The sequence below is a fragment of the Bacillus sp. RIT 809 genome (assembly GCF_016892495.1).
Taxonomy (GTDB): Bacteria; Bacillota; Bacilli; order Bacillales; family Bacillaceae_G; genus Bacillus_A; species Bacillus_A cereus_U.
In genome coordinates, this window is the sequence record NZ_JAFEMR010000005.1 from 13,375 (window position 1) to 26,104 (window position 12,730).

Here is a 12,730-nt window from a genome sequence, read left to right on the forward strand (position 1 = left end):
TTCTTCTTACATTTACTATAAGAAAAATAAGAAAAAGAAACGAGTGATTTTCCTTACAAAACGTTTTGTTATCTTACAGTTTTGTCATTTTTCTCATTAATGTATGATATTCTTCATCTTTTGCAAATTGGAACGTAAAAGTTGTCCCTTCTCCTTCAGCCGATTGAACATAAATTCTATGATGTAAATTATCGCAAATTTCTTTCGTAATATATAAGCCCATTCCAGTCGCTTCCCTCGTTTTACGGCCGTTTACCCCCGTAAAGAATGGGTCAAATATACGCTTTACATCTTGCTCTGGAATACCGATTCCATTGTCCTTAATATGTAATAGCACCTTTTGATCTTTCTCTTCAATTTGAAATTGAATTTCTTTTTTCCCTGCTTCTGAAATTTTTGTATACTTAATTGCATTCACAACAATTTGGCTCATAGCGATACTAAGCCACTTTCTATCAGACGCAATCATACAAGTCTCTTCTTCAAACATCAGTTTCGGAAATACAGAAGATTGAATGAACGACTTTCGATTTTCATTAATAATATCTCGAATGACCTCTATAACATTTACTACTTCTACTTTATAATCTTTCGAAAACTGATCTAACCTTGCCATATGTAACGCTAAATCTAACCCATTTAAAATACGGTTATTTTCTTCACGAATACTTTCAATCGTTCCCCTTGCTTCACGGTGTTCCTTACCATATTTCTGTAACAATAATTCAATAACGGATACTGGTGTTTTCATTTGATGGATCCATTGATTCATGAAAATCATTTGCTGTTGCTCTTTTGCATGCTGTTTATGAACTTCATTCATATATTGCTGCCTTAATAGCGTAAACGCTTCAACAACCAGTTCTTGCTCTGACGTATAAGAAGTATCGATAAGTAAAGAGTCATGTAATGTATGTCCACCGGCAATATACTGTTCTATTCTCTTTAAAAACACACTTCGTTTTCGGTAATCGTAAATAAGGTATACACTAAACACAACTGTCCCTAATAACAGTCCGTATAGCCATGTACTCCAGTCCAGCGAACGCTTTTCTAAAAGACTTTGCAACTGCAATACGAGCCCAAATAAACAAAGGCTTATAATGTAAGAAAGGATTAAGGAAAAACGGTCTATGAGGTAGCTTTTAACCTTCATGCCCTTCGCCCCACTCAGTAAGAAGAGCATAACCGTACCCACGCTTTGTGACAATTGCATTTTTAATGCCTAACTCCTCAAGTTTCTTCCTTACACGCTTTACATTCACAGTTAATGTATTATCATCAACAAAAGCTACTTCATCCCATAAAGCCTCTAACAGCTCTTCACGTGTTACATATTGGTTCGCTTGTTTCATTAAACATTCTAATAAATAAAATTCATTTTTTGTAAGTTCAGTTTGTTGCCCTTTCCACTCTACTGTGTGCTGTGATGGAAATAATAACAATCCATTAACACCTAAACAATCACTTTCCGCGGCCAAAGCATACTCACCATACCCGCGGCGAAGTGCACTCTTCACCTTTGCCATTACGATATCTAAATGGAACGGCTTTGTAATATAATCATCCCCGCCATTCTCAATCGCCATCACTTGATCCATTTCCCCTGTCCTTGCAGAAACGAAAATAATTGGTGCATTCGATACAATGCGGATTTGGCGGCACCAGTAGAAGCCATCAAAGTATGGTAAATTAATATCAAGTAACACAAGATGAGGACTTACTTTTACAAACTCATCTTTTATATGCCGTAAATCGCTCGCTCTGAAAGATTGATATCCATACCTTTCTAAATGCTCCTCTAATATCTCTGCAATTTTTTCATCATCTTCTACAATTAATATTTTATACATGTTCCTTTTCTCCCCATAAAATATTCTTCTAAAATCACTCCTTTTTCTATTATAAATTGAAACTTTAATCAATGGGGATTTTTTCCTATATCGACTTATGGTTCACCTATACGAATCAGATCTTTACTGGACTCAAATAGTGAAAAAAAAAAGACCGCCATATTTCGGCAGTCTTAATCGATAAATTCAAATTGATATTCAAGAATTTTTACAATATCTCCGTCTGTTGCACCACGTGCACGAAGGGCTTCATCAATACCCATTCCACGCATTTGACGAGCAAATCGGCGTACAGATTCATCACGTGAGAAGTCTGTCATCTTGAATGTTTTCTCAATGTCATAACCAGAAATAACAAATGTACCATCACTTTCGCGTGTAATTTCAAAATTAGATTCAGATTCAAATTTGTACATTACACTTGCTTCAGATTCTTCTACATCATCGTACATTGGGAATTCTGGTGTTGTTTCTAATAAGTTCGCTACTTCAAATAGTAAGTCACGAACACCTTGTTTCGTTACAGCTGAGATTGGGAAAATTTTCACTTCGTCTCCCAATTTCTCTTTAAATGCTTGTAAGTTTTCTTCTGCATCTGGCATATCCATTTTGTTTGCAACAACAACTTGTGGACGCTCAGTTAAACGCATATTGTATTCTTTTAGTTCATTATTGATTGTGACATAATCTTCATATGGCTCACGTCCTTCTAAACCAGACATATCGATAACGTGCACAATTACACGTGTACGTTCGATATGACGTAAGAATTGGTGTCCAAGTCCAACGCCCGAGTGTGCGCCTTCAATTAGTCCAGGAAGGTCAGCCATAACGAAGCTGCGGTTATCACCAGTTTCAACAACACCAAGATTCGGAACGATTGTTGTAAAGTGATATTCTGCAATTTTCGGACGCGCTGATGATACAACAGATAATAATGTAGATTTACCTACACTTGGGAATCCAACAAGTCCAACATCTGCTAGCACTTTAAGTTCTAGCGTGACATCACGTTCTTGACCTGGTTCCCCGTTCTCAGCGATTTCTGGCGCTGGGTTCGTCGCTGTTGCGAAACGTGAGTTACCACGGCCACCACGGCCACCTCTTGCGATTACAGCTGTTTGTTCATGCGTTACTAAATCGGCAAGAATTTCACCTGTTTTTTCATCTTTCACTATTGTTCCTGGTGGAACCTTTACGATTAAATCTTCAGATTTACGACCGTGCTGACCTTTACTCATTCCGTGCTGACCGCGATCAGCTTTGAAATGACGTTGGTAGCGGAAGTCCATTAATGTACGTAAGCCTTCCTCAACAACAAAAACAACATCTGCACCTTTACCACCGTCGCCACCTGCTGGGCCACCTTTAGGTACATACTTCTCACGACGATACGCAACCATTCCGTTACCACCGTCGCCGCCTTTTACATATATCTTGACCTGATCTACAAACATTATTTCACCACACTTTTTTCGATTAGTTGTAATATAACTGAGACTTCTTCGTCTCGTACTGTATAAGAAATGGAATACCATTTATTGTTTTGGTTCGCAAGCCACGTTTGTAGTTCTTCTACATTCGTTAGCTTTCCACGAAAATCAAAAAAGAAACGAGCATTCTCCGCGTCACATTCAATTGTGATACAAACATAATTTTCAACATATACGTCTAAACTATGCTGAAGCATTAAGAAAAACTGATTCGTCCATGTACATACAGTCTCATCTAGATGAGATAAGTTATGTAATTTCCCTAATACTTCGTACTCCAATAAGCACGGTTGCTGTTTCCAATTATATGTTAAAATCCACTCTGAAAATAAAGGCATTGATAGCCCCATCAGATTGGATTCTTGTCTCGCTTCTTGGACAAAACGATCGATGAGCATATGAATCTCTTCCACTTTTCCAAGGGAAAGATTTCCTTTAACCATCTGCAAACGATTGAGCCAATCATGTCTTGAGTGGCTCAACGCATCTATAATTGTCCATTTTTCATTCATTTAGATACCCCTTAATATAGAAAAACTCTAACCTGCACTCAGGTTAGAGTTTTCCGTGAGTTCTTATGCTTCTTGAGCAACAGGATATACGCTCACTTGTTTGCGGTCACGACCAAGACGCTCAAAGCGTACTACGCCGTCAACTTTCGCGTATAAAGTGTCATCGCCACCACGACCAACGTTAACACCTGGATAAATTTTTGTACCGCGTTGACGGTAAAGAATTGAACCACCTGAAACCGTTTGACCATCTGCGCGTTTAGCACCAAGACGTTTTGACTGAGAGTCACGACCGTTCTTTGTACTACCTACACCTTTCTTAGATGCGAAAAACTGAAGATCTAATCTTAACATACGTTACACCTCCTGCACTTTTTCTATTAAACGGATATATTTTCCGTAATCAAGTTCAATCGTCTTAAGTGAAACAACCAATCCTTCTAAAAGTATTTGTGCTTTTTCTGCTGTATGAGCGTCTAAATCATTAGGCAATTCATACGTCAAGAATCCGCCATCACTTCCGAGTTCAATAGTTGCCTGCACATTACAAAGTTCTTCCACTGCATTTATAGAACCAAACACAACCGCTGTAGTTCCAGCACAGACAAGATCTTGTCCATGTGGCGCATAATTGGCATGTCCAGTCATTTTAAATGATTGGATACTTCCTAGTTTCGTGCGACTTATCGTAATCTTAATCATCTTAACCAGAATTAAGCGTTGATAGCTTCAACTACTAGCTTAGTGTAAGGTTGACGATGACCTTGTTTCTTACGATTGTTCTTTTTCGCTTTGTATTTGAAAACGATGATTTTCTTAGCGCGACCTTGTTTTTCAACTTTCGCAGTAACTGTTGCACCTTCTACAACTGGGCTACCAACTTTCACGTTTTCGCCACCAACGAAAAGAACTTTGTCAAAAGTAACAGTTTCACCAGCTTCAACATCTAATTTTTCAATGTAGATTGCTTGACCAGCTTCAACTTTAATTTGTTTTCCACCTGTTTCGATAATTGCGTACATACTTGCACCTCCTCTTAATTACTAAGACTCGCCAAAAACGAGGTAGACATAAAATGTCTTTAGGGAACCTGTCTTGTGCGGTTGTAGCATATAGCAGTTTAGGTGCTATAAACTATAACATAAAAATATTACCATGACTCATTGACTATTGTCAATGAATGTTCTGCTAACTATTTTTTCCGTTCTACAATTTCTTTCTTACTTCCAAAACGGATAATAGCATACTTTTCGATAATATCATCTTTGAAATAAATTTCAAATGGAATATTTTTTTGTAATTTTTTTTGTGAAAAATGTTTTTGCAAAATTTTTGGTGCAGCGATTAATACTGCTTCATCTTCTATATTGCCATATGTAATTAACTCTCTCTCTAGCTCATATGCAATTGTTTCATAAGACATAACATACCCCGTCGCTTTACAAGGTACACATTCTTCTAATAATACGTCACGTAACGAATGTTTCTTACGTTTTCGCGTCATCTCTAAAATACCTAACTCTGTAAACCCAAGCACTCTTGTATATGTGCGATCATCTTGCATAGCAGCTATGAGGCGTTCTCTTACCTTCTCTTTATCTTCCCGTCTTTTCATATTAATAAAATCAATTAATATCATTCCGCCAATATCACGAAGTCTTAATTGACGAGCAATCTCTTCAGCAGCCATTTCATTTGTGCGAAATACGGTATCTTGTAAATTTTGTTTTCCAGTAAATTTACCTGTATTCACATCAATTACAGTCATCGTCTCCATTTGTTCTACAATTAGATAGGCACCATTTGGTAGCCACACAATTTGTTGAAGTGCTTTCTCGATTTCACGATCTATTCCAAAATGGTTAAACATCGAAGATTTTTCATTATAAAAGGATACTCTTTCTTTCCCTACTTTTTCTTCTAATTCTTTTACTATACTTCTCGTATCTACAACTATTTTTTCAATTGTTTCAATTGGGTTCTCCTGAAATACACGATCTAAAAACGTCGCTGGTTGATGAAGTAGTAAGGGCGCCTTCCCTTGATCTTCTTTTCTTTTTAACTCTTCATATAACTTCTGCAACCCTTGCATTTCAGCTTGTATTTCATCGATTGTTCCTTTTTCAGAAGCAGAACGGAAAATGTATCCACCCGTTCCTTCTACTTCAATTCCCAGTAACTGTTGTCTTCTTTTATTATTTTTTATTTTCCGAGAAACAGCGCGCATGTCATCATACGGCATGTAAACGACATATTTTCCGGTAAATTCTACCTTCGCCGTTAATTTTGGCCCCTTCGTATCAATTGCCTCTTTCACAACTTGTACAAGTATCGCCTGCCCTTCATGTATGCGATATGAAGATGGTACATCATCAAACGAAAGATATGCATGTTTTTCTAATCCGATATTTACAAAGGCTGCGTTCATTCCAGCAATTGTTCTTACGATACGCCCAACATAAATATGTCCGACGATCTCCTGCTCTTCATTCCGTTTCCATAAAAGCTCGACAATTTTTTGTTTCTCTTCTATCGCAACACGCTTTTCCGAACCAGTGTAGTTAATATATAACGTCTTCAAAATTATTTCCTCACTTTTCACTTCTTTTCCTTACAATATAAAAGGTTAGTGTCGTCGTCAACACTAACCAATTAATTCTTCAACAGATGAGGTTGTTCGTTTTTCAGCAAAATACGCATACAACAATTCATTTTCGTCCAATGTGTAATGCTCTTTATATTTTCCATGGACGATAATAGAGTGTTTATATCCTCTGCGAAATTTTGTGAAAATCGTATATAAATGATCTTCCGTTTTCACCTCAATAGGTGCTATTTTTTCAATATCTCTTTTATTCCCATAATAACGCTCTAATAAAAAACGCATAAATGCGTACCGTCTTTGTTTCCATTCTTGATATAAAGAAATCGCTAGAAAAACGAGTAATACCCACATCATAATGTTATTACTATTCCAAAGTAACTGCCATCCTAATATTACACTAAAAAAAACACATGACAATTTCATCATCTTTTCATGTGCTTGTAAATAGGGAAAACGATATGATAATACATTAAATAATACTTTTCCGCCATCAAGTGGCCAAATAGGCAATAGATTAAACCCTAAAATAATGACATTATTCCATACAAAGAAATGGTACAAATCATCAGTTACCCAGCCCGCTTGATACAAAATGTAAGCGGCTGCAATCATCCATATATGCTGAATTGGCCCCGCCATAACGACAATTAATTCTTCTTTTAACGATTTATTCCCATGCTCTTCCATCTCAACTACGCCACCAAACGGCAAAAGCTGAATTTGTTTAATACGCCAATTATAATACGCTGCGGCAAAAGCATGCCCAAGTTCATGAATGAGAACGATACAAAATAACAATAGTAACTCTTTAAAACGCGCCGTAAAAATACCAATGACAATAATAACCCAAAACAACGGATGCACGGAAATTTTCGTGAAAACATCCCTATATTTAATCAAATGAAATCACCTGAATTGGATCAATAAATTTTTCATTCTTTTTTATTGCAAAATAAAATTTCCCATTTTTATTATTTTCATCATTACTCACTATTCCAATTTTTTGTTTCTTTGAAACGTAATCATATAATTTTACTGACATATCATTTAAATTTGCATACCATGACTCCGTGCCATCAGCGTGCTGAATTTGAACTGTATTTCCAAGTTCCTCTTTCTTGCCCGCAAAAACAACTAGCCCTTCATTCACTGACTCAACTGTTGCATTTGTAGCTGTTTGGACAAATACACCTTGACCATTTTTTTGAAAGCCTTGCATCACCTTTCCAGAGGCAGGAATTGCATAATCTTTTTGCTGAATCGTTCCTTCCTTTCTTTCATTAGGCGAATAGAATACGAGAGGTTTTCCAAACTGCTTTTCGTACCATTTCGCTACAGTGGCAAACTGAAACTCCTCTTTCATCACTTTTTCTGTAACAGCTTTAGCACCATCGAAAGAAGAAGGAGCGTTCTTGTATAAAATAGCAACAGAAAGAACTAATATTGCTGATAGCAACACTTTGAAGAGAAAAACTTCTTTTCGAAATAGAGGATGAATTTCCTTCTCCCCCTCTTCAATAAAGACCGTTTCGCTATCAAAATCTCCTCCCGCAAAATACCGCTCTTCCTCCATCCTTTCTTGCTCTGCTTTCCTTTTCGCAATCCGCTTTTTAATTTCTTCCACACGTCTATTCTTCATACTGTCTCCTTTCTTTCGTTAGCCTTATTCAAATAGAAACAGTTATATACAGTTTGTACATATGTATGAGTTATAGAAGGAAGATATTCATGCGAAGAAAAAAGAAAGCACTCCGCATTTATGCGAAGTGCTTTTAACGGATTCCAAAGAAATTTTTCATCTTTGTAAATACCGATACTTTTTCTTGTTCAAATGCTTGTAATGGTACATTCTCACCTAACAAGCGTCTTGCAATATTACGATAAGCTATTGCTGCTTTCCCACTAGGTTGCAGTGCTACAGGTTCACCTGTATTCGTAGCACGAATAACCTCATCATCATCCTCGACAACTCCAAGAAGCTCGATTGACAGTGTACGTACGATTTCATCAACGTCTAACATATCCTGTTCATGAAGCATATGACTACGCACACGGTTAATGACAAGTTTCGGTGGTTCAATATCCTCTTTCTCTAAAAGCCCGATAATACGATCCGCATCACGCATTGAGGATACTTCTGGTGTTGTTACAACGATTGCTTTATCCGCACCTGCTACTGCATTTTTAAACCCCTGCTCAATCCCCGCAGGACAATCAATTAATATGTAATCATAATCTTGACGTAATACTTGTATTAATTCATCCATTTGTTCAGGTGTTACCGCCGATTTATCGCTCGTTTGTGCTGCAGGTAATAAATAAAGATCATCAAAACGCTTATCTTTAATAAGAGCCTGAGGTAAACGACAACGTCCTTCAACGACATCAACAAGATCAAATACAATACGATTTTCCAGCCCCATTACTACGTCTAAATTGCGTAAACCGATATCTGTATCAATTAAACATATTTTTTTTCCAGATAACGCAAGGGCTGTACCAATGTTCGCAGACGTTGTAGTTTTACCTACTCCGCCTTTTCCAGATGTAATTACTATTGCCTCTCCCACAGCTATACAATTCCCCTTTCTAACTTGGTTAAATTAGGTCTAAGATGAGTGAGAAGTTGCAGGCGATCGACAACAATGTGATTGTTCTCATTAATGTACGCACATTCTGCCGCCTCTGCTCCGTCTTCTTTCTCTTCCGGAGCCCGCATTGTCACATCACTAATTCGAAGTTGCATAGGGTTCATACTAGATGCAGCAATAACAGCTTCTGAATCTCCATCATACCCCGCGTGTGCAATTCCTCTTAATGATCCCAAGACAAAAATATTCCCCCCAGCGATAACCGTTCCGCCTGGATTAACATCTCCAATTAATAATAAATTGCCTTTTACATGTAACACTTGTCCAGAGCGAACAATTTTGGAAATAGGGACAATTTCTGTTTCTTCTTTCCAAGCTATTGCTTCTGCTTTTGTTATAACATCACTTTCGATTGATTCCACAACAAGGTTCTTCTTATTGCGAATTAACGTACGAATCTCTTCTTGTTGTACTTCTGTTAAATAGCGATTTCCTACTTTAACACGCACTTCAATTAAAGAACGTCCGTCACCCTCATAGTAATGTGTAGAAAGCTTTTCATCCAATTCTTTTAGTAGCTCAGAGAATGAACAGCAATCATCTAAATGAAGTGTTATTCCATCTTTTGTCCCTTTTATCGTTACATTTTGTTGCTTTTTTTCTTCCACTAAAGTTCACCCCACCGATTCAATTCGACATAAAATTAGAAAATCCTTTTTTCCTTTTCTTCTATCGCTTTTGAAAGACGCACTAAATATCGTCTCAGTGGGAAACAAACTATTAACAAGAAAATTCCATTTAGCAATAAAGTAGCAAGGAGACGATCTGTGAAAAAGACAGATGCTGACATGTGAGTACGTCCTAACAAAGTTAAAAACCCATACACATAATACTCTAATGCTGCAATGCCAGCCAGTACGATAGAAGCGACAATAAATAAATTCAATTGTAATACCTTCATCACACTATAAACTAAATAAGCTAAAATCGGATAAGCAAAAATATATATACCGACAAGTTCTGTGTATACGGTATCAAATAAGAAACCAAATAATAGTCCGTAGTAAATCCCTTGAATCGGACTATAGTACACTGTAATAAAACATAACACAATTATAAAGAAATGCGGTGCTGCTATACTGTTTTTCCAAAAGACGTCTGTTGGAACAACAGTAGAGAACATATTTTCAAATAAAAAAACAAAAAGGAGCAGAAGAGGAAGAGCTGCTCTTTTTAAAATCGTCATCATCTCTTCTCCCCCTCCTATTCTAACGACGCTGTAGTCATATCACGTTTTGCAACTATAATATGCTCTACATCATTCAAATCAGCGGATGGTTTTACATAAGCTGTTTTTGTTAAACCGTATGGATCTGGCTGAACATCAACAATTTTCCCAATCGCAAGACCTTTTGGGAAGATATCACCAAGTCCAGATGTTACAACTAGTTGATCTTTTTCTACTTTTGCATCAGAGCTAATCTTTGTGAAAAGAAGTAGTTGTTTTTCTTTATCGTAACCTTCAATCAATCCAAAGATATTTTCTTGTCCTTGTACAATAGCAGAAACACGGTTTGTTCGGCTCATAGAACTTAACAACTCTACTGACGATGTAAACTGAGATGTACTTTTTACGCGTCCAACTAAACCTTTCGGAGTTACAACAGCCATATCTTTTTTAATCCCTTGCTGTGCTCCTTTATCAATTGCAACTAAATCGTACCATTTATCGGGATTACGAGAAACCACACTAGCTTGTACTTCCGTATAATCACCACGGGACTTTTCTTTACCAGTTAATTCTCGTAGTTTTTTATTCTCATCCTCTAAATTTTTCACTACTACAGATAAATCTGCGGTAGTATCTAATTTTGCTTTCAGCTTTTTATTCTCTTCATACGTGCGCTTTACATCTTCTACGTTTTCGAAGAATCCGGCAACATAATTCGCTGGCTTTTGGAATACACGTTCTACAACACCGACAGTATCTTTAATAAACTGCTCTGGCCATGATAAACTGTTCCGTTCTTTCAATGAGATTCCAATCAATGCCACGAGAAGAATAATACTAACTAACAAAACAATTAATCTTTTGTTTAAGAAAAACTGTGGCACGTTCACACCCTCTTAATTTCATTGATTTTTATTTTGCAATATTATCGAGCAGCAGTTTTGAAAAGGTCGATATTGTCTAATGCTTTACCCGTTCCAATTGCTACGCAATCTAATGGATCCTCTGCAACAAGAACTGGCATATTTGTTTCTTCACTAATAACTTTATCTAAGTTACGTAGTAATGCCCCCCCACCTGTTAATACGATACCACGGTCCATAATATCCGCTGCTAATTCAGGTGGAGTTTTTTCTAACGTGTTTTTAACTGATTCTACAATTGCATCTACTGTATCTTTTAATGCATCTGCAATTTCTTCTGGTTGAATTAGTACTGTTTTTGGTAAACCACTTACTAAATCACGACCGCGAATTTCCATAGGCTCGATACCCTCTGGCTCGCCTGCAGAACCGATTTCTAATTTTAGTGCTTCAGCTGTTCTTTCACCGATCATTAAGTTGTAGCTTTTCTTAATGTACTGAATGATTGAATCGTCCATATCATCACCAGCAACACGAACTGATTGACTTGTTACAATACCACCTAAAGAAATAATTGCAACTTCTGTTGTACCACCACCGATATCAACAACCATACTACCAGTCGGCTCCCAAACAGGTAAGTTTGCACCAATTGCTGCTGCAAATGGCTCTTCGATTGGATAAGCATCACGAGCACCAGCTTGACGAGTCGCATCGATTACCGCACGTCTTTCTACAGCTGTAATACCAGATGGTACACATACCATTACGTATGGTTTACGTGAGAAGAATCCATTTGATTTTTGAGCTTGCTGAATGTAGTATTTCATCATTATTGCTGTTGTTTCATAATCAGCAATTACACCATCTTTCATAGGGCGAAGTGCCACTACGTTTCCTGGTGTACGACCAATCATTTGTTTTGCATCGCTACCTACCGCAACGATTTGTTTCGTATCAGTTTGTAATGCTACTACTGAAGGTTCACGTAAAACTACACCTTTTCCTTTCACATATACAAGCGTGTTCGCTGTTCCTAAGTCAATTCCAAGATCGCGAGTAAATCCACCAAATCCAAACATATCATTTATCTTCCCTTCTTATTTTCACGGACTCATTTTTCTTACTTTATATTTATAAAAACAGTACGTTTTTTTATATCTGTATCCTTCTTGTAGATAATTTTCTACAAAAAACTCATAAATCACATTATAAAACAAAATAGGTAAAAAGAATAGTCTTAAATATGACCTTTTTCCTTTAAACTCACGAATTTATGGTCACCTATTATGATATGATCAAGCACTTCAATTCCAATAATCCGACCACATTCTACTAGTCGTTTTGTAACTTCAATATCTTCACGGCTCGGCGCCGGATCTCCTGAGGGATGGTTATGAAGACATATAATAGAGGCTGCTGCCCGACGGAACGCTTCTTTAAAAACTTCCCTTGAAAACTAGACTATAATAAAATATAGAATTCAAAGTAATCTATGAAGGACGAATACAATTTATCTATTCATAAAGTATAAATAAACTATACCGTTTTTTCACAGTAGTTATAGTAGCCACGAAATAGG

The 12,730-nt window shown here is 36.9% G+C and carries 15 protein-coding genes, 1 pseudogene and 1 other annotated feature; all 16 genes and pseudogenes read right to left on the minus strand.

The features are described from left to right. Nucleotides 1-73: 73 nt before the first annotated feature. Complete coding sequence (locus JTF23_RS07195; RefSeq protein WP_204208385.1) at nucleotides 74-1,156, minus strand: HAMP domain-containing histidine kinase; 1,083 nt, start codon at nucleotides 1,154-1,156, stop codon at nucleotides 74-76. Then, on the minus strand, nucleotides 1,146-1,853 hold the full coding sequence (locus tag JTF23_RS07200) for a response regulator transcription factor (protein WP_078179613.1): 708 nt from the start codon (nucleotides 1,851-1,853) through the stop codon (nucleotides 1,146-1,148). The genes JTF23_RS07195 and JTF23_RS07200 overlap by 11 nt, the downstream gene beginning before the upstream one ends. Nucleotides 1,854-2,026: 173 nt before the next feature. After that, nucleotides 2,027-3,310 carry a GTPase ObgE gene (obgE, locus tag JTF23_RS07205; RefSeq protein ID WP_002015378.1) on the minus strand — a complete coding sequence of 428 codons (1,284 nt, stop codon included), beginning with the start codon at nucleotides 3,308-3,310 and terminating at the stop codon, nucleotides 2,027-2,029. Then, a complete protein-coding gene (locus tag JTF23_RS07210; protein WP_002112037.1) occupies nucleotides 3,310-3,858 on the minus strand; it encodes a Spo0B C-terminal domain-containing protein in 549 nt (182 codons plus the stop codon). Before JTF23_RS07210 ends, obgE begins: the two co-directional genes overlap by 1 nt. Before the next feature lie 63 nt (nucleotides 3,859-3,921). Beyond that, a complete protein-coding gene (gene rpmA / locus JTF23_RS07215) occupies nucleotides 3,922-4,212 on the minus strand; it encodes a 50S ribosomal protein L27 (RefSeq protein WP_000944957.1) in 291 nt (96 codons plus the stop codon). Nucleotides 4,213-4,215: 3 nt separating this feature from the next. Then, nucleotides 4,216-4,560 (minus strand): ribosomal-processing cysteine protease Prp, encoded by a 345-nt coding sequence (locus tag JTF23_RS07220; RefSeq protein ID WP_002160364.1) that lies wholly within the window; start codon nucleotides 4,558-4,560, stop codon nucleotides 4,216-4,218. Between the two features lie 11 nt (nucleotides 4,561-4,571). Then, on the minus strand, nucleotides 4,572-4,880 hold the full coding sequence (rplU, locus tag JTF23_RS07225; RefSeq protein ID WP_000270907.1) for a 50S ribosomal protein L21: 309 nt from the start codon (nucleotides 4,878-4,880) through the stop codon (nucleotides 4,572-4,574). Nucleotides 4,881-4,894: 14 nt separating this feature from the next. Continuing rightward, nucleotides 4,895-4,973, minus strand: a sequence feature (ribosomal protein L21 leader region). A 77-nt stretch (nucleotides 4,974-5,050) separates the two neighbouring features. Next, entirely contained in the window at nucleotides 5,051-6,439 is a 1,389-nt protein-coding gene (locus tag JTF23_RS07230) for an Rne/Rng family ribonuclease (protein WP_204208387.1), read from the minus strand. Nucleotides 6,440-6,502: 63 nt separating this feature from the next. Further along, nucleotides 6,503-7,363, minus strand: a complete 861-nt coding sequence (locus tag JTF23_RS07235; RefSeq protein ID WP_002145592.1) for a M50 family metallopeptidase — start codon at nucleotides 7,361-7,363, stop codon at nucleotides 6,503-6,505. After that, the gene (gene spoIVFA, locus JTF23_RS07240) at nucleotides 7,356-8,102 is read right to left on the minus strand and encodes a M23 family metallopeptidase (RefSeq protein ID WP_204208389.1); all 747 of its coding nucleotides are present in this window, start codon (nucleotides 8,100-8,102) and stop codon (nucleotides 7,356-7,358) included. Before spoIVFA ends, JTF23_RS07235 begins: the two co-directional genes overlap by 8 nt. 133 nt (nucleotides 8,103-8,235) lie before the next feature. Continuing rightward, complete coding sequence (gene minD / locus JTF23_RS07245) at nucleotides 8,236-9,033, minus strand: septum site-determining protein MinD (protein WP_204208391.1); 798 nt, start codon at nucleotides 9,031-9,033, stop codon at nucleotides 8,236-8,238. Between the two features lie 2 nt (nucleotides 9,034-9,035). Beyond that, complete coding sequence (gene minC / locus JTF23_RS07250; protein WP_002160361.1) at nucleotides 9,036-9,722, minus strand: septum site-determining protein MinC; 687 nt, start codon at nucleotides 9,720-9,722, stop codon at nucleotides 9,036-9,038. 35 nt (nucleotides 9,723-9,757) lie between these two features. Next, entirely contained in the window at nucleotides 9,758-10,303 is a 546-nt protein-coding gene (gene mreD, locus JTF23_RS07255) for a rod shape-determining protein MreD (protein WP_002160360.1), read from the minus strand. A gap of 14 nt (nucleotides 10,304-10,317) precedes the next feature. Further along, nucleotides 10,318-11,169, minus strand: coding sequence for a rod shape-determining protein MreC (mreC, locus tag JTF23_RS07260; protein ID WP_204208392.1), 852 nt, complete (start codon nucleotides 11,167-11,169; stop codon nucleotides 10,318-10,320). Nucleotides 11,170-11,210: 41 nt separating this feature from the next. Further along, nucleotides 11,211-12,230: a cell shape-determining protein MreB gene (mreB, locus tag JTF23_RS07265; RefSeq protein WP_002015369.1), complete on the minus strand. Its 1,020-nt coding sequence runs from the start codon at nucleotides 12,228-12,230 to the stop codon at nucleotides 11,211-11,213. 158 nt (nucleotides 12,231-12,388) lie between these two features. Then, nucleotides 12,389-12,601 (minus strand): annotated as a pseudogene (gene radC / locus JTF23_RS07270) (DNA repair protein RadC); the annotation flags it as partial. Nucleotides 12,602-12,730 lie beyond the last annotated feature (129 nt).